Source organism: Pseudomonas sp. RIT409 (genome assembly GCF_003052515.2).
Classification (GTDB): Bacteria; Pseudomonadota; Gammaproteobacteria; order Pseudomonadales; family Pseudomonadaceae; genus Aquipseudomonas.
Genome location: NZ_QARE02000028.1, coordinates 16,321 through 31,928, shown reverse-complemented (window position 1 = coordinate 31,928; position 15,608 = coordinate 16,321). Strand labels below are relative to the sequence as shown.

The 15,608-nt window shown below is 61.2% G+C and carries 18 protein-coding genes; 4 read left to right on the top strand and 14 right to left on the bottom strand.

Annotation, left to right across the window (positions count from 1 at the left end):
• Positions 1-12: 12 nt before the first annotated feature.
• From fliN to DBP26_RS24305, 7 genes are all read right to left on the bottom strand, one after another.
• A complete protein-coding gene (fliN, locus tag DBP26_RS24335) occupies positions 13-483 on the bottom strand; it encodes a flagellar motor switch protein FliN (protein WP_108240138.1) in 471 nt (156 codons plus the stop codon).
• Positions 484-559: 76 nt separating this feature from the next.
• A complete protein-coding gene (fliM, locus tag DBP26_RS24330; protein ID WP_108240137.1) occupies positions 560-1,528 on the bottom strand; it encodes a flagellar motor switch protein FliM in 969 nt (322 codons plus the stop codon).
• 9 nt (positions 1,529-1,537) lie between these two features.
• Positions 1,538-2,044 carry a flagellar basal body-associated protein FliL gene (fliL, locus tag DBP26_RS24325; RefSeq protein ID WP_108240136.1) on the bottom strand — a complete coding sequence of 169 codons (507 nt, stop codon included), beginning with the start codon at positions 2,042-2,044 and terminating at the stop codon, positions 1,538-1,540.
• Between the two features lie 197 nt (positions 2,045-2,241).
• Positions 2,242-3,663, bottom strand: coding sequence for a flagellar hook-length control protein FliK (locus tag DBP26_RS24320; protein WP_108240135.1), 1,422 nt, complete (start codon positions 3,661-3,663; stop codon positions 2,242-2,244).
• A gap of 91 nt (positions 3,664-3,754) precedes the next feature.
• Positions 3,755-4,144: an Hpt domain-containing protein gene (locus DBP26_RS24315; protein WP_108240134.1), complete on the bottom strand. Its 390-nt coding sequence runs from the start codon at positions 4,142-4,144 to the stop codon at positions 3,755-3,757.
• A gap of 33 nt (positions 4,145-4,177) precedes the next feature.
• Positions 4,178-5,890, bottom strand: coding sequence for a fused response regulator/phosphatase (locus DBP26_RS24310; RefSeq protein WP_108240133.1), 1,713 nt, complete (start codon positions 5,888-5,890; stop codon positions 4,178-4,180).
• Positions 5,890-6,192 carry an STAS domain-containing protein gene (locus tag DBP26_RS24305; RefSeq protein WP_108240132.1) on the bottom strand — a complete coding sequence of 101 codons (303 nt, stop codon included), beginning with the start codon at positions 6,190-6,192 and terminating at the stop codon, positions 5,890-5,892. Before DBP26_RS24305 ends, DBP26_RS24310 begins: the two co-directional genes overlap by 1 nt.
• A 198-nt stretch (positions 6,193-6,390) precedes the next feature.
• Here DBP26_RS24305 and DBP26_RS24300 point away from each other — a divergent pair, with 198 nt between their 5' ends.
• The gene (locus DBP26_RS24300) at positions 6,391-6,558 is read left to right on the top strand and encodes a DUF2897 family protein (protein ID WP_108240131.1); all 168 of its coding nucleotides are present in this window, start codon (positions 6,391-6,393) and stop codon (positions 6,556-6,558) included.
• A gap of 48 nt (positions 6,559-6,606) precedes the next feature.
• On the opposite strand, the gene DBP26_RS24295 is transcribed toward DBP26_RS24300, so the two are convergent.
• On the bottom strand, positions 6,607-7,437 hold the full coding sequence (locus DBP26_RS24295; protein ID WP_108240130.1) for an amino acid ABC transporter substrate-binding protein: 831 nt from the start codon (positions 7,435-7,437) through the stop codon (positions 6,607-6,609).
• 446 nt (positions 7,438-7,883) lie between these two features.
• On the opposite strand from DBP26_RS24295, the gene DBP26_RS24285 reads away from it, so the two are divergent.
• Together DBP26_RS24285 and DBP26_RS24280 are read left to right on the top strand one after the other, a co-directional pair.
• Positions 7,884-8,426: an exonuclease domain-containing protein gene (locus DBP26_RS24285; protein WP_108240128.1), complete on the top strand. Its 543-nt coding sequence runs from the start codon at positions 7,884-7,886 to the stop codon at positions 8,424-8,426.
• 87 nt (positions 8,427-8,513) lie between these two features.
• Positions 8,514-8,801: a pyrimidine/purine nucleoside phosphorylase gene (locus DBP26_RS24280; RefSeq protein WP_108240127.1), complete on the top strand. Its 288-nt coding sequence runs from the start codon at positions 8,514-8,516 to the stop codon at positions 8,799-8,801.
• Positions 8,802-8,899: 98 nt separating this feature from the next.
• On the opposite strand, the gene DBP26_RS24275 is transcribed toward DBP26_RS24280, so the two are convergent.
• The gene (locus DBP26_RS24275; RefSeq protein ID WP_108240126.1) at positions 8,900-10,675 is read right to left on the bottom strand and encodes an ABC transporter transmembrane domain-containing protein; all 1,776 of its coding nucleotides are present in this window, start codon (positions 10,673-10,675) and stop codon (positions 8,900-8,902) included.
• A gap of 426 nt (positions 10,676-11,101) precedes the next feature.
• Between DBP26_RS24275 and DBP26_RS27090 the strand changes: the two genes are divergently transcribed.
• Positions 11,102-11,278 (top strand): PA1571 family protein, encoded by a 177-nt coding sequence (locus DBP26_RS27090; protein WP_177411129.1) that lies wholly within the window; start codon positions 11,102-11,104, stop codon positions 11,276-11,278.
• Between the two features lie 145 nt (positions 11,279-11,423).
• On the opposite strand, the gene pdxB is transcribed toward DBP26_RS27090, so the two are convergent.
• From pdxB to fliH, 5 genes are all read right to left on the bottom strand, one after another.
• The gene (gene pdxB / locus DBP26_RS24270; protein ID WP_108240125.1) at positions 11,424-12,566 is read right to left on the bottom strand and encodes a 4-phosphoerythronate dehydrogenase PdxB; all 1,143 of its coding nucleotides are present in this window, start codon (positions 12,564-12,566) and stop codon (positions 11,424-11,426) included.
• Between the two features lie 78 nt (positions 12,567-12,644).
• Positions 12,645-12,899 (bottom strand): sulfurtransferase TusA, encoded by a 255-nt coding sequence (tusA, locus tag DBP26_RS24265; protein ID WP_108240124.1) that lies wholly within the window; start codon positions 12,897-12,899, stop codon positions 12,645-12,647.
• Between the two features lie 88 nt (positions 12,900-12,987).
• The gene (fliJ, locus tag DBP26_RS24260) at positions 12,988-13,437 is read right to left on the bottom strand and encodes a flagellar export protein FliJ (RefSeq protein WP_108240123.1); all 450 of its coding nucleotides are present in this window, start codon (positions 13,435-13,437) and stop codon (positions 12,988-12,990) included.
• A 6-nt stretch (positions 13,438-13,443) separates the two neighbouring features.
• Positions 13,444-14,802: a flagellar protein export ATPase FliI gene (gene fliI, locus DBP26_RS24255; RefSeq protein WP_108240169.1), complete on the bottom strand. Its 1,359-nt coding sequence runs from the start codon at positions 14,800-14,802 to the stop codon at positions 13,444-13,446.
• Positions 14,792-15,607: a flagellar assembly protein FliH gene (gene fliH, locus DBP26_RS24250; RefSeq protein WP_108240122.1), complete on the bottom strand. Its 816-nt coding sequence runs from the start codon at positions 15,605-15,607 to the stop codon at positions 14,792-14,794. The genes fliI and fliH overlap by 11 nt, the downstream gene beginning before the upstream one ends.
• Between the last annotated feature and the right edge of the window lies 1 nt (position 15,608).

The window sequence follows — 15,608 nt, the reverse complement described above, 5'->3', positions numbered from 1 at the left end:
GAACGCGCCCACTTAGCGCAGCTTCTTGATGCGTTCGCTCGGGCTGATCACGTCGGTCAGGCGGATGCCGAACTTCTCGTTCACCACCACCACCTCACCGTGAGCGATCAGCGTGCCGTTGACCAGTACGTCCAACGGTTCGCCGGCCAGGCGGTCCAGCTCGATCACCGAACCCTGGTTCAGTTGCAGCAGATTGCGAATGTTGATGTCGGTGCTGCCCACCTCCATGGAGATGGACACCGGGATATCGAGAATCACGTCCAGGTTCGGGCCATCCAGCGACACCGGACCGGTCTGCTTGGGCATGCTGCCGAACTCTTCCATCGCCAAACGATTGGCCGAAGACTGGGCGTGGCCCGCGTCAGCCGCGAGCAGCGCGTCGATGTCGGCCTGGTTGCCCTCTCCCGCCTCGCCCAGGGCCGCAGCCCACTCGTCGGCCAGTGCCTGGTCGTCTGTGGAGTTCATTTCGTTTTCATCAGCCATGGTTGTCCTCGGCGAGCAATATTCGTTGACACAGCAATTCGTTTACACAGCACATTCTGAAGCGGACGGCGAATGATCAGCGACGTTCCACCGGCTCGACCACCTGCAGCGCCAGGTTGCCTTTGTGCGAGCCGAGCTTGACCTTGAACGAGGGCACGCCATTGGCCCGCATGACCAGGTGCTCGTTGAGCTCCACCGGGATCACGTCACCTGGCTGCATGTGCAGGATGTCGCGCAGCTTGAGCTGACGGCGGGCGACGGTGGCACTGAGTGGCACCTGCACATCCAGCACGTCCTGCTTGAGGGCATTCACCCAGCGCTCGTCCTGGTCGTCCAGATCGGACTGGAAACCGGCATCGAGCATTTCCCGCACCGGCTCGATCATCGAGTACGGCATCGTCACATGCAGGTCGCCGCCGCCACCGTCCAGTTCGATATGGAACGTCGATACCACGATCGCTTCGCTCGGGCCGACGATGTTGGCCATGGCCGGGTTCACTTCCGAGTTGATGTACTCGAAATTGACTTCCATGATCGCCTGCCAGGCTTCCTTGAGGTCGATGAACGCCTGGTCCAACACAATCCGCACCACGCGCAGCTCGGTGGGCGTGAATTCGCGGCCTTCGATCTTCGCGTGGCGGCCGTCGCCGCCAAAGAAGTTGTCCACCAGCTTGAACACCAGCTTGGCGTCGAGGATGAACAGCGCCGTGCCACGCAGGGGCTTGATCTTGACCAGGTTCAGGCTGGTGGGCACGTACAGCGAGTGCACGTACTCGCCGAACTTCATCACCTGCACGCCGCCCACCGCCACGTCCGCCGAACGGCGCAACAGGTTGAACATGCTGATACGGGTGTAACGGGCGAAACGCTCGTTGATCATTTCCAGGGTCGGCATTCGTCCACGGACGATGCGGTCCTGGCTGGTCAGGTCATAACTTTTGACGCTGCCCGGTTCGATAACGCTTTCGGTCTGTACCAGACCATCGTCCACGCCATGCAGCAGCGCGTCGATTTCATCCTGGGACAGCAGGTCTTGCACGGCCATGTCGTGGTCCTACTGCAGTACATAGTTAGTGAAAAGAACCTGTTCGATGACGCTTTTGTTCAGCTCTTTCTGGCCGACTTCCTGCACCACCGCCGCCGCCTTCTGGCGCAGCATTTCCATGCCCACAGGGGTGGCGATGGTGTCGAACGGCTGACCGGAAAACATCATGACCAGGTTGTTGCGAATGACCGGCATGTGCACCTTCAGCGCTTCCAGATCGGCATGGTCGCGGGCCAGCAGGGTAATGCTGACCTGCATGTAGCGCTGACGTCCATTGACGTTGTAATTGACCACGAACGGAGGCGTCAGCGGCTCGAAAATCGCCTCTTTCTTGACGTTCGCTGCTTCAGCGGCCACAGCGGGGTCCGGCTTGCTTTCGGCCTTGTGCATGATGAACCAGGTCGCCCCGACCGACAGCCCGATCGCCAGCAAAAGACCGACCACCATCAGAATAATGATCTTCAGCTTGCCTTTCTTCGCCGGGTCTTTAACTGCTGCGTCGTCGCTCTTCGCCATGCCAATAATCCGTCACTATCCAAAGGGTTCGGTGTTGCGTGACAGAGGGAGAGCAAGGTGTGTGCCAGATAAGGCCGCTACGAGCGACAAGCGCTAAGTAAAAGCAAAGCGGCGAGGCCGAGAGACAACTTGGTCTCAGACACTCGCCGCTTTTGATTCTGGCCGAAGGCCTTCGGGGCGTGGCTTGTGGTGATCGATCAGGCGTAGTAATCGACCGCGCTGGAGCCCACGACGGTCAGGGGGGCGCTGGCCGCTGCAGCCGCGGCGTCGATCGGTGCACCGTCGGCGATCAGATCACCGGCACTGTCGGCGCCGCGCGTGCCACTGCCACGCTGGGCATCACCGCCCGACTGTTGCTGCGCCTGCTGCTGCATGTTGCGCGACTGGTCGGAGACGTTGACATCGACCTGCCCCATCCCTTGCTGGGCGAAAGAATCACGCAACCGGGCCATCTGGCTTTCGAGCGCATCCCGGACACCGACATGGGCGCTCATGAAGGTCACCTGAGTCTGCTGGTCTGCCGCCATATTGACACGGATGTCCAGGCGGCCGAGCTCGGCCGGCTCAAGCTGAATGTCGGCCTGCTTCAGACTCTGGCTGGAGAGGTACATCACACGGTTGACCACACCTTCGGTCCAACCGCTCTGGTTCATCGCCAAGGGCTGGTTGAGCAATGGCGAAGACGGTGCTGCCCCCGGCTTGGCCTGGGCCGCCTGCGACAGCGCCGCCAGACGATCGGCGAAGTTATCGACGCGCGTATCGGCGCTGGCGCCCTTTACGTCCTTCAGGCCATCAGCCAACAGGCCACTGAACGCCTTGTCGCCACCACTGTCGGTGGCGTTCTTGTCGACAGGTTGGTCACCCAACGCCGCCAGGTTACCGGCCAGCATTTGCGCCGGATCGCCACCGGCGTCCTGCTTGCCGCCGGCTTTGTTGGCGTCCGTCAGGTGGCCAGCGCTTTGCGCCGTCTGTTGAGTCTTGTTCTCCAGCGCGACTTGAACCGCTGTCAGGCCTTCCAGTGGATCGGCCGAAGGGTCGAAGGCTTCATCGGCGGCGTCCGAGGCAGTCGGGGCGGTAGGCGCCTGCACCACGGGTGGCGGAATCACGGGCAAGGTATTAGCCAGCAACGCAGGATCGACCACGGGTTGCGGGTCCACCACCGGCTGAACGGGCTCGGTGACCGGTGCAGTGACTGCCAGGGTCGGGTCCGGCAGCGGATCGGTGGACGCATCAGCCACGGTCGCGTCTTCGGTAGCCGGGGCGGTACTGGCGCTGTCATCGGTGTCGTCATTGCCTTGCTTGGCACTGCTGTCGGCCTTGCTGTTCACCGCTTTGGCAGGCAAGCCATTGCCGTTACCGGCAACGGTCTTGTCGGAAGCGGCAGACGAATGGCTGGCGCTGCCCTTGTTGTCCACTGCCGAACTCTTGGCGCCGACCGGCTTGGCAGGGCTGTCATCGACACTGGATGGCTTGGGAGCAGCCTGCTTGGCGAATACGTTCGAAAAGCTGGAGGCGTTGTCTTTGACGGGGTCTGGCGCCTTTGCCGACGTGGCGGCGCTGGCTTTCTGGGCTTTGGCAGCGGTCAGAGCCGTCAATAAAGGGTTGTTGGCAAGGGCCATGTTGATCTCCGCAAGAGCACGATTGCACGAAGACCTAGCAATTGACGGGCCACATTTGCAACGCACCGCCTTGCAGAGTGACGCCTCCGATTCAGCGACGAACCCGCACCGACTGCAATTCAGCGTCGAACAAACCCCGAACGACGGAGTACTCGATTTCTATCGCGTTGAGCAACTGCCGGATCTGCCCGTCGGACGCCACGATCGGGCTCCTGGACACGTCCTCCAGTTGGTGGCACAGCTGTGCCAGATCGACCGCGCCCATGTTGCTGCAACTGCCCTTGAAACTGTGGGCCATCATGCCGACCTGTTCCATCTGGGCAGCCGAAGAGGCTGAAAAACCAGGACCGAGGATCAACCGGTTCAGATCCCCGACGCGCTGCTCGGAGTCCTTGATGAACACGTCCAACAGCGCCGGGTATTCCCCTTCCATGACGTCGCGCAACGTGCCGAGCACGCCCAGATCCACATGACTTTCCAAGACTTGTTCGCTCCTTGATCAAGAATCGCGGGATTATGCCAGACCCTCCCAAGCGAACTCCACAGACGCGGTCCGACCATCCGTCGACCACTGACAGCGGTCACTGAGCTGCCTGACCAGGCTCAGCCCCCGTCCCGAGAGCTGATTGACCGCGGGCGGCAAGGCCAGTACGTGCTCGGCATCAAAACCATTCCCGCTGTCGTGTACCTGCACGATCAGGCGCCCACCCTGAGCCACAGGGATGATCTGGAAGTTGAAGCGGATGAAGCCGTCTTTCAGATTGCCCAACCGCTCGCCCCGCTGCTGGTAATACAGGGCAAAACCCGCTGCGTCCTGTTTGAGCGACGAATCCAGACCCAACACGCCGTGCTCCAGCGCATTGCTGTACAACTCGGCCATCACTGTGTACAGCTCGCCGCTCTGCTGCCGCAGGCCGTGCACTTCCTGCAGCAACTGCAGCAGGTAGGGCAAGGGGTTGAACCGTTTGAGGGTCGAGGCGCGGAATTCAAAACTGGCGGACCAGTCCAGCGGGCTCGAATCCCCACTGTCGCTGTAAATGACCGAGGGAGGGCCCAATGCCTCTGGCTCGGTGAAGCCCACTTCGACCATGCTCACGTCATCACGGGCTTGGCCACGAAAACGTGCCAGCGCCCATTGCACTTCTTCCATCAGCAACGCCGGGTTGCGATTGGAGACGAAGACGTTCTGCAGGCGCCGCGCGCCGAACATTTCGCCGCTGTCGTCGGTGCTGTCCACGACCCCGTCGGACAGCAGAAACACACGGTCCCCCTCGGCAAAGGGGTAAACCTGCGTGTTGTCATCGAAACTGCCGGCACTCAACACCCCCAACGGCAGGTGCGATGACACCAGCGGCGTATGCGGACGGCCATCGGCGTGAAGCAAATAACCGTCCGGCAACCCTCCATTCCAGACCTCGACGTGCTGCTGTTTGAAATTCACGCAAATCAACGCGGCGCAGCAGAACATGTCCACCGGCAGAATGCGTTTGAGCTTGGCGTTCATTTCCCGCAGGGTTTCCGGCAGCCCGTAACCTTTGGCGGTCATGCCGTAGAAGACTTCCGCCAAGGGCATGGCGCCGACGGCAGCCGGCAGCCCATGGCCGGTGAAATCGCCCAGCAACAGGTGCATGTTGCCGGAGGGCGCCCAGGCCGCCAGCAACAGATCGCCGTTGAACAGCGCATAAGGTGATTGCAGGTAGCGAATGTTCGGAGCGCTCAGGCACCCGGAATGGGCGATCTGGTCGAATACCGCTTTGGCGACCCGCTGTTCGTTGAGCAGGTATTTGTGGTGCCGGGCAATCAGGTCACGCTGCTGGAGCACGGTTTCCTGGAGCAGCCGCAGGCGGTTCATCGCATTGATCTTCGCCGCCAGTACCACCTGGTTGTAGGGCTTGGCGACGAAATCATCGCCCCCAGCATCCAGGCAGCGGGCGAGCGCCTCGCCCTCGGTCAGCGACGTCAGGAAGATGATGGGCACCAGCGCCTCGCCGGCCAGCTCCTTGATACGGCGCGCGGCTTCGAAGCCGTCCATGACGGGCATCAAGGCGTCCAGCAGGATCAATTGGGGGCTGTTGCGCTCGAAAACCGCTACGGCTTCTGCACCGTCGCACGCCGTCAGGACTTCATGGCCCTGACGACTGATAATGGCCGACAGCAGCATTCGATCACTGGCATTGTCATCGGCGATGAGGATCTTCAATCGCTCAGGCGGCGCAGTGTCCACCATCAGCCGATATGGAAAAGCTTGGCGAAATTGGAGATGGCGAGAATCTTGACCACGTCCGCGCTGCAGTTTTCAAGACGCACGTCAGCGCGATCACCGCCAGCGTGGTCACGCAGCAACAGCAGCATGCCCAGTGCCGAACTGTCGAGGTAGTTGGTTTCTTTCAGATCGATCACGTAGCGCTTGGCCTGGGTTTCTTTTTCGTAGGCTCCGCGAAAATCCTGGTGAGTGGAAAAGTCGAAACGTCCCTTGATCTTGATGGTCAGTTGCTGCCCGTCGGGGGCACGCTCGGAGGTTACTGACATAGGCAAATCCCTTAAGTAAAACAGCGCCGGACGGGTGAAGTTTTAGCACCGGTTCAGCGGCGCGGCAAATGGAAAGATGGTGATCGAGCGGACAGGCTGGGTGGTGGGCGCGGCAGACCTGCGGCCAGCCGCTGATTTAATGGAACCACTGCGCTGCGGCGTGGCTCAAAGCGATATCACAAGAAGGAGAGCGCCACCATGCCCTGGTACGCCTGGTTAATTCTGGTCATTGCAATCGGCTCGATCGTCGGCGGTTTGCTGATGCTCAAGGACTCAGCGAAGAAACTGCCCCTGACTGAAGAACAACTTCGACGCGTTCACGAACGCAACGCCGAGATGGATGCCAAGGAAGCGCGCGATCGCTGATCCTTTCTGCGGGCGACCAGCTCGGTCGCCCGCCTTCCTTGATTCCTTTTATTCCCGACTCTCCCCTTCATCCAGTGCAACCGCGTGATGGTTGGCTTGCGGCGTCACCGCAATGCGAAAGGGCTGGAAAATCTTGAACATCTGCCCGTTCTCCCGCAGTTGGCGCAAGAGATCGCCGAACTTCTCACCGGAAATCGGTGCATTGGGGCGCAGCAGGGCAAAATGGCGGTAAACCTGATCCACCCGATCCGAGACCAGAAACTGCGGCGCATCCTGCGGGTTGGCGGCGATGAACGTGCTCAGGTACGAGCGGGTAACCAGGGCGATGTCAGCCCGGTCCCGCAGCACCATCGCCAGATTACTGTCGTGGGAATAGGTCAGCGTTGCGTTGTACTGCTCGGCCAGAAACTTGGGATCGGCATTGAAGCCGGCGAACGCGTAGTGATAACCACTGAACAGCGCCAGGCGCTTGCCTTTCAAATCATCGAAATAGCCTTGGGTACGTCCCGCGATACGGTGAGCGACGAAGATCTCCGCATCTTCCAGGCCCATGTCCACATCTTCGTGAGGAATGTCTCTCCACCCCCAGCCCGGGTTCTCGAAAATGGCCATATCGAAACGCTGCTGCTGGAAATCGCGAAAGCGACGAGGAATCGATGTCGGGACCATTTCGAAGTGATAGTCGCTCTGCATGGCATTGAGCGCCTCCACCATCTGAGGCAGCAGCCCGGTGTCTTCGCCGCGCTCGGGGCGAATCGTATAGGGCGGAAAATGGGCCGCACCAATGCGCACCACCTGCGCCGCACTCGCCTGCCACGCCGCAAGCCCGAAGCTCGTCAGCAGCAGCGTATTCAAAGCCATCCGCACCGGTGTGGACATCAAGACAAGGCACCTCTGGCGAATAGACGAACGCTTAAATTATGCGTTCGCGGACAATTAGACAACGGTCAAATCAACGCAACATCCGCCGTTTGATTCTCTCCCTGATGGCTCGGATGAAGACAGCGCTATCTGTGTTCCCCAGCATGAGCGCGCACTTATCGTCCGGAAAATGGCCGAAATGCAATTCGCTCTTCCTGACTTGCTGCACGAAGAAGTGAGCACTGGATCGCGTAGGCGTCAGTGCAACGTCCGCGCGGCAATTTAAGGCGCGGGCCATCGGCAAGCAAGGACTTGATCGGCATCCGCCGCTCTGTCCGATGAAACGCCGCCCTGTGGCCTGAGCGGACATCTGCAGCGAGGAAGCGCAACGCCCGTTGGACGGGTGCGCCTGAATATGGCTACGCTGCATGTCGGTGCCACGGGTTAAGAAATTGGAGTTCGAGATGCCCCATTGGTTGGTGATAGACCTGGAGGCCACCACCGAAGAAGGCGGCTGGCCGGTGGCAGAGATGGAAATCATTGAAATTGGCGCCTGCGTGGTCAACTCCGAGGGTCGGGAAGTCGATCACTTCGAGCGCTTCGTCCGTCCGATGCGCAGGCCCCAATTGACGCCCTTCTGCCGCGAGTTGACCCATATCCAGCAAAGCCAGATCGACGGCGCACAGCCCCTTGCGACGATCTGGCCCCAGTTCGAGCGCTGGATGAGCCATCACCGGTCCCGACTGGTGGGCTGGGTCAGTTGGGGGGATTATGATCGCCATCAGTTCGAACAAGCGTGGCAGCAGCATGATGTGATCAGCGAGCTGAGCAGCTTGCCGCACATCAATCTCAAACAGCGCTTCGCTCACGCCCGCCAACTGCAAAAGCCTTGTGGCCTCAACACGGCATTGCAACTGGCAGGCAAGCACTTCAACGGGCAGCAACACCGCGCCTTGAACGATGCGAGAAATACCGCACGCTTGCTCCCGCTGGTGATGCCAGGCTGACAAGACGCCTTCATGAAAGCGGATGACGGTCTTTTGTCCGTTGGGCATACTGTCCGACCTTTTTCAGCCCTTCCAAGGAGATCTGCCATGTTCAAGGTCAACGAGTATTTCGACGGCACCGTGAAGTCCATCGCTTTCCAGCAGGCCGACGGTCCGGCGACCATCGGTGTCATGGCGCCGGGGAAATACAACTTCGGAACCGCTGACCGGGAAATCATGCACATCGTTTCCGGCTCGCTGAAGGTCCTGCTGCCAGGGGCGGCGGATTGGGAAACCTTCACCGCTGGCGATCAGTTCCGTGTTCCGGCGAACAGCAAGTTCGATCTGGAAGTCAGCGTGGAAACCGCCTACTTGTGCGAGTACCGCAAGGACTGATCCGGACTGAAAGGCCGCGCCACATCTGGCTTGCTCGCCACGGGTATCGACGCACCTGCGTCAGCCTGCCAACGCGAGCAAGCCCTCTCCTTCATCGTTCAGCGCTCACCCCCTCCTGCATTGAATTGCAACGCCGCCAGCCGCGCATACAGCGGATTGCTGGCGATCAGTTGCGCGTGGGTCCCCACGGCCATCAGCTTGCCCTGATCCATCACGGCGATCCGGTCCGCGTTCTGCACCGTGGCCAGACGATGCGCGATGACCAACGTGGTACGCCCCTTCATCAACGTGGGCAAGGCCTGCTGGATCAAGTGTTCGCTTTGCGCATCCAGGGCGCTGGTCGCTTCGTCCAACAGGAGGATGGGCGCATCGGTCAGCACCGCTCGCGCAATCGCCAAGCGTTGCCGCTGTCCCCCCGACAACCCCATGCCGCCGTCGCCCAGGTGCGTCTGGTACCCCTGCGGTAACCGCTCGATGAATTCATGGGCGTGTGCAATGTGCGCCGCTGCCACGACCTGCTCCTCGGTGGCTTGGGGGTTGCCATAGCGGATGTTGTCCTCGACGGTGCCGAAGAACAGCGCAGGCGTCTGCGAAACCCAGGCAAAACAGCGACGCAGATCCAGCGGGTCAAGGCGGTCGGCAGGGATTCCGTCGATCAGCACCCTTCCGCGCTGCGGGTCGTAAAAACGCAGCAACAAGTCGAACAGCGTCGATTTTCCGGCTCCGGAAGGCCCGACCAACGCGAGGGTTTCTCCCGCCTCGATGGTCAGGCTGAGCCCGTCGATGGCCGGTCGCTCGGGTCTCGATGGATAAGCGAAGTGGATACCTTCCAGCGCCAGCCGGCCGCTGACGCGCTCAGGCAGCGCAAGTCTGCCATCGGTCGGCGGCGTGATGTCGCTCCGGGCCTGCAACAGCTCGGTGATGCGTTCGGCAGCCCCCGCTGCGCGCTGCAGCTCACCGATGACTTCACTGAGGGTGCCAAACGCACTGCCCACGATAAGGCTGTAAAACACGAAGGCGGCCAGCTCGCCGCCCGTGATGCGCCCGGCGATCACATCCATGCCACCGACCCAAAGCATCACCCCCACCGCGCCAAGGACCAGCACGATGACCACGGTGATCAACCAGGAGCGTTGAAGGATACGTTTGCGCGCCGTGTCGAACGCGCCTTCAGCCGTCAGCGCGAAACGCAGGCGGTCCTGTTCTTGGTGGTTGTAGGCCTGGACAGTCTTGATCTGACCGAGCGCTTCGGAAACATAACTGCCCACGTCGGCGACCCGGTCCTGGCTTTCCCGCGAAAGGCTGCGGACCCGGCGTCCGAATATCAGGATCGGCGCCACCACCAGCGGCAATGCCACCACAACGATACTGGTCAGCTTGGGGTTGGTGAAGAACAGCAGAATGACCCCGCCGATCACCATGAGCACATTGCGCAGGAACATCGACAGCGACGATCCGATCACCGACTGCAGCAGCGTGGTATCGGCCGTCAGGCGCGACTGGATTTCCGAGCTGCGGTTGCGCTCGTAAAAACCGGGGTGCAGGCTGACCAAGTGATCGAACACTTCTTTGCGCAGATCCGCCACCACCCGCTCGCCAATCCATGACACCAGATAGAAGCGCGTGAACGTGCCCACCGCCAGCGCGAGCACCAATGCCATGAACAGCGCGATGCTCTGGTTGAGCAATGTCGGAGAGCGGGTCAGAAACCCTTGGTCCACCATCAACCGAATGCCCTGACCCATCGACAAGGTAATGGCCGCTGTCACGATCAGTGCCAACAGCGCGCCGACAGCCTGTTTGCGGTACGGTGCGATCAGACGCAACGCCAGCCGAATGGCATGGCGCTGCCGCCCGGAAAACAATGAAGCCATGAAATGCACCTGCAAGACGAGTCGAGGGCCAGAGCCTACACCGTCCTCCGCCGGTGCGCTCGTCGTCTCGCGATGAACTCGGGAGTACCCGGCCGGTCAGGTAGTGTGTCCACCTGTTATGACCTTAGGGTCTGTATGAAACGTTTTGAAGCGACGGTAAGGCAAGGCGAAAACAGCCGAGGAAAGGGAGTTTATGGGTTGTAAATGAGCCTTCGGAGGCTGGGTTCAACGCAGCATCGCCGCGTATCAAGGCTTTTCGTATAGAGCCTAGCGAGGGACGGTTAGAGTGGAACGGTCTAACGGCGGGGTAGCGATTCACCCCCTCTTCTGTTGGACTGTAAGAGCGCTTGACGCGTCCAGGGAAGTCACGGCGCATTCATCAAGCGTGGGTAGATTGAAGCGCACAACCTGATGAGGAGACAGGCCATGAGCTTGCACAATAGCAGCAATCAAGAAGCCGTCGTACGGCCCCAGCCCGAGTCCCAACTGGGCGGTGCCATTCTCGATGAGCATGGCAATCAGATCCTGATTACTGAAGAAATGGTTCAGGCCGCGTGTCAGGAATGCGAAAAGTACTGGGTCACACCTGAAAAACAAGACTGATGAACAGATTCACTTGAAACCCGGCCCGCGCGCCGGGTTTTTTATGGCCGCTCGCTTTTGCCGCACCTTCCATCTTCGGCGCGGGCGATGCACGGGGAAGTCTCTTGCCACAAGGTCAGCGCCTGCGCCGGAATACCGGCATTCGTCAAACCGTACGAGCGCCCAGGGCGTGCACGATCCGACGCAAAGCCTTCGCTTCGCCCTCCACCCTCACCCGCAGGCCCTCGATCTCCCGGCGCGGCGGGTATTGTTTGCGCAAGGCGTCGAAGGCCTGACGTTGAGTCGCGAGGTCGCCGACGAGGCTGCGACGAAAGTCCGCATCGTCCCGACGCGGATCGTAGACCCCGCGACAAAGCATGTTCAGTGCCCAGGTCGGGTCGGTCGCGGCGTCGAGCCAGACCTGCGCCAGCCATGGACGAGGCAGCAGTGCTTCGAGGCGGATCGTCGGCGACTCCCCAAGGTACGCGCACAGCGCCTGATAGATCTGCTCGGTACCGCGCTGGCGACCGTCCAGGCTGTACCCGGCAATGTGCGGCGTACCGATGACGCACAACTCGGCCAGCGCCGCATCGACGGTCGGTTCCTCTTCCCAGACATCCAGCACGGCTTGCAGGTCTTCGCGGTCCAGCAGGACCTCGCGCAGCGCCCTGTTGTCCACGATCGGCCCACGGGCGGCATTGATCAGCCAGGTCCCTCGCCTGAGTTGCCGCAGGCGCGCGTCGTCGAACAGGTGCCAGGTCGGCAGATCACCGCCCTTGCTCAGGGGGGTGTGCAGACTGATGACGTCGCAGCGGGCAATGATCTCTTCGAGACTGACGAAGTCGCCGCCCTCTGTGGCCTGGCGCGGCGGATCGCACACCAGCACGTTCCAGCCCAGCCCCCGCAACACCGTGATCAGGCGTCCCCCGACCTGGCCGGCGCCGATCACTCCGTAGGTACGCTGACCGAGTTCGACGCCTTCGATTTCAGCAAGGGTCAACAGGCTGCCAAGCACGTAATCCACGACGCCACGAGCATTGCAGCCAGGTGCGCTGGACCATTGAATGCCGGCTTCATGCAAGTAACCGAGGTCCAGGTGATCGGTGCCGATGGTGCAGGTGCCGACGAAGCGCACCGACGAGCCTTCCAGCAGCGCCCGATTGACCGGGGTGACCGAGCGCACCAACAGCACGTCGGCGTCGGCCACCGCCTGGCGGTCCAGGGTCCGCCCCGGATAGCGGCGAATATCGCCAAAGCCGGAAAAGAACGCGTCGAGCAGTGGAATGTTTTCGTCAGCAACTATGCGCATGGTGGGCTCCCTGAAGTCGCGGCAGTGTAGGCGTTGACGCAGGCGGGAGCCAGTGCCGGGGCGGGTGGCGCGAGCGATTCAGGCGAGCTTCTTGCGAATCCAGTAGAGGTAAACCCCCTCCGCTGCCTGTTTGTCGACCAGTTCGTGATCGAGAAAGACACAGAATTTGGGAATATCGCGTTGGGTCGACGGGTCCGTGGCGATGACCTTGAGCAGCCCGCCTGCGGGAAGGTCTCGCACCTTCTGGTGCAGCATCATCACGGGTTCGGGGCAACTGAGGCCCGTGGCGTCGAGAACGGCGTCAACGGCAAGGCTTTCGATGGAATCAGTCATGAGGCACTCCGGAAACTGGCGGGCATTGTCGCTCAATTGAGCGCACGCGCCAATCGCTACCCGGAACGCGGTAGGCGCGCGAAGCACGTCAAAAGGCTTCGTGGCGAGGCAAACGCTGGGACAGCTCGTCCAGGAGCTTTTGTTCGCGCTTGTCTTCCACGGCGCGTGCTTCATCGATATAGCGCTGCACCAGCTTGCGCAAGCCTTCGACCCGCGCGTAGGCCTTCTGCCATTCGCCACGGGCTTTGTTGAGGTTGTTCTGGTGCCAATTGAGGCTTTGCCGCTGTTGACTGACGGCCGTCTCCAGCTGGTTCAGGAAGCGCTGGTAATTCATCAACCATTGCCCCGACACCCCGTGAGTGCCTTTGTCGATCCACTGCTGCTGGTAGTCACTGCGAAACTTTTCCAATTCCGCCAGCTTGCTTTCGGCCAGCCGGACCTGACCCTGGAAATGCCCCAGACGCTGCGCAGCGGTCTTCTCGGCCTTCTCGGCCATGTCCACCACGGGCGCCAGGCGGCCAGCACGGGTCTGCGCCATGGCTTATCAACCCCCGCCTTGAGGGTTGAAGATCTTCGCCAGTTGGGCCTCGCTGCTCTGCATGCTCTCATTGTCATGCAACCCCTGACGCAGGTATTGAACGAGCTGAGGTTGCAAGTTGATCGCCAGATCGGTTTCGCGATCGCCACCGGCGACGTAGGCACCGACGCTGATCAAGTCACGGCTCTGCTGATAGCGCGACCACAGTTGTTTGAAATACTGCGCCTGCACCATGTGCTGCGGATCGACCACTGACGGCATGACCCGACTGATCGAGGCCTCGATGTCGATGGCGGGGTAATGCCCCTCCTCGGCCAGGCGTCGGGACAACACGATGTGACCGTCGAGCACGCCCCGCGCCGAGTCGGCGATCGGGTCCTGCTGGTCGTCGCCTTCGGACAGTACCGTGTAGAAGGCCGTGATCGAGCCACCGCCCTTTTCCGCATTCCCGGCGCGCTCCACCAGTTTCGGCAGCTTGGCAAACACGGACGGCGGGTAACCCTTGGTGGCCGGCGGCTCGCCGATGGCTAACGCGATCTCGCGCTGGGCCTGGGCAAAACGGGTCAACGAATCCATGAGCAACAGAACGTTCTTGCCCTTGTCGCGAAAATATTCGGCGATCCGGGTGCAATACATGGCCGCCCGCAAGCGCATCAACGGTGCGTCGTCCGCTGGCGAGGCCACCACCACCGAGCGCTTGAGGCCTTCCTCACCCAGAATGTGCTCGATGAATTCCTTCACCTCACGCCCCCGCTCGCCGATCAGCCCGACGACGATGATGTCGGCCTCGGTGAAGCGGGTCATCATGCCCAACAGAACGGATTTACCTACGCCGGTACCGGCGAACAGGCCCAGACGCTGGCCCCGGCCGACCGTCAGTAAACCGTTGATGCAGCGAATACCCACATCCAGCGGCTGGCTGATGGGGTCGCGCTTGAGCGGGTTGATGGTCGGGCCGTCCAGCGGCACCCAGTCTTCGGCTTTCATGCCGCCTTTGCCGTCCAACGGGCGACCGGCACCGTCAAGCACCCGCCCCAGCATGGTCATGCCCATGGGCAAGCGACCAGTGTCCGGCAACGGCACCACGCGAGCACCTGGCGCGATGCCGGCGACGCTGCCAACGGGCATCAGGAAGACCTTGCCCCCGGCGAACCCCATGACCTCGGCTTCGACCTCCACCGGGTGGTGGCTGTCATCGTTGATCACCACACAACGGCTGCCCATGGCGGCCCGCAGGCCTTCGGCTTCGAGGGTCAAACCGACCATGCGCAACAAGCGCCCCTCCACCACCGGTTGCACCGGTAGGCGGATGGCGTCGGGGTAAGTGCTCAGCCGCTTGCCGAAGCTGGTGCGTTCAAGACGCATCGGACGCATCCGATGATTTGTTCAGCGCGCTTTCGGCGCTCTTGATCGCCGCTTCCAGGTCGACACTCACATCTGGGATGGCCGGATGCAGCGCCTGCTCGTGGAGCTGATCGAACATTTTGGCGATGGCCACGCTCAAGCGGGTTTCCACCGAAGCGTCGATACGGCTGTGCTCCGTTTCCACCCGGCAACCGCCCGGCTGCAGGGTGTCGTCTTCGAGAATGCGCCAGTTTTCTTCATGGCGGTCACGCAGCGCCTTGACCTGTGCGAAGTCCTGCGAATTGACCAGGATGCGGACGTTATTGGCGCCCATCGGCAACAGGCGCAGCGCATCCTGCAGGACTTTGCCGATCTGACTGGAATCGGTCTTGAGCTCGCGCTGAATCACTTCTCGCGCCAGGTGCTCGACCAGTTGGATCAAGGATTTCTCAATCTGCGCGTCCTGATCGGCAATGGGCTCGAACAGATGACTCATCAGGGTTTCGAGGCTTTCCAGCTTGGCAGCCAAGGCAACCTCGGCCTCTTGGCGTACCTTGAGCTGGGTGCTGTGGAAGCCCTCTTTTTCGCCGATGGCAAACCCTTCGTTGTAGGCGTCCTGACGGATGCTCTCCAGTTCTTCGAGGGTGAGCGGCTGCACTTCTTCCAGCGGTACTTCTTCGCTTTCGGCAGGTTCCGGCTCTTCGACCTCAGGCTCGGGTTCCGGCTCCACGTGAGGATCGAAACTGGGCAATGTCCAGACGTCGATCCCGCGCAGATCCTTGGCCCTGATGAGCTCGCTGGGTGGTTCTTTATCGGAGCTGAACATC

What these genes read in the sequence shown, in the direction of transcription:
- fliN (WP_108240138.1), bottom strand. Translation starts at nt 483, where the DNA reads ATGGCTGATGAAAACGAAATGAACTCCACAGACGACCAGGCACTGGCC.
- tusA (WP_108240124.1), bottom strand. Translation starts at nt 12,899, where the DNA reads ATGACTGATTCCATCGAAAGCCTTGCCGTTGACGCCGTTCTCGACGCC.
- fliJ (WP_108240123.1), bottom strand. Translation starts at nt 13,437, where the DNA reads ATGGCGCAGACCCGTGCTGGCCGCCTGGCGCCCGTGGTGGACATGGCC.
- DBP26_RS24275 (WP_108240126.1), bottom strand. Translation starts at nt 10,675, where the DNA reads ATGGCTTCATTGTTTTCCGGGCGGCAGCGCCATGCCATTCGGCTGGCG.
- DBP26_RS24305 (WP_108240132.1), bottom strand. Translation starts at nt 6,192, where the DNA reads ATGTCAGTAACCTCCGAGCGTGCCCCCGACGGGCAGCAACTGACCATC.
- DBP26_RS24295 (WP_108240130.1), bottom strand. Translation starts at nt 7,437, where the DNA reads ATGTCCACACCGGTGCGGATGGCTTTGAATACGCTGCTGCTGACGAGC.
- DBP26_RS27090 (WP_177411129.1), top strand. Translation starts at nt 11,102, where the DNA reads ATGAGCTTGCACAATAGCAGCAATCAAGAAGCCGTCGTACGGCCCCAG.
- DBP26_RS24310 (WP_108240133.1), bottom strand. Translation starts at nt 5,890, where the DNA reads ATGGTGGACACTGCGCCGCCTGAGCGATTGAAGATCCTCATCGCCGAT.
- DBP26_RS24320 (WP_108240135.1), bottom strand. Translation starts at nt 3,663, where the DNA reads ATGGCCCTTGCCAACAACCCTTTATTGACGGCTCTGACCGCTGCCAAA.
- DBP26_RS24285 (WP_108240128.1), top strand. Translation starts at nt 7,884, where the DNA reads ATGCCCCATTGGTTGGTGATAGACCTGGAGGCCACCACCGAAGAAGGC.
- pdxB (WP_108240125.1), bottom strand. Translation starts at nt 12,566, where the DNA reads ATGCGCATAGTTGCTGACGAAAACATTCCACTGCTCGACGCGTTCTTT.
- fliH (WP_108240122.1), bottom strand. Translation starts at nt 15,607, where the DNA reads ATGTTCAGCTCCGATAAAGAACCACCCAGCGAGCTCATCAGGGCCAAG.
- DBP26_RS24280 (WP_108240127.1), top strand. Translation starts at nt 8,514, where the DNA reads ATGTTCAAGGTCAACGAGTATTTCGACGGCACCGTGAAGTCCATCGCT.
- fliI (WP_108240169.1), bottom strand. Translation starts at nt 14,802, where the DNA reads ATGCGTCTTGAACGCACCAGCTTCGGCAAGCGGCTGAGCACTTACCCC.
- fliL (WP_108240136.1), bottom strand. Translation starts at nt 2,044, where the DNA reads ATGGCGAAGAGCGACGACGCAGCAGTTAAAGACCCGGCGAAGAAAGGC.
- DBP26_RS24300 (WP_108240131.1), top strand. Translation starts at nt 6,391, where the DNA reads ATGCCCTGGTACGCCTGGTTAATTCTGGTCATTGCAATCGGCTCGATC.
- fliM (WP_108240137.1), bottom strand. Translation starts at nt 1,528, where the DNA reads ATGGCCGTGCAAGACCTGCTGTCCCAGGATGAAATCGACGCGCTGCTG.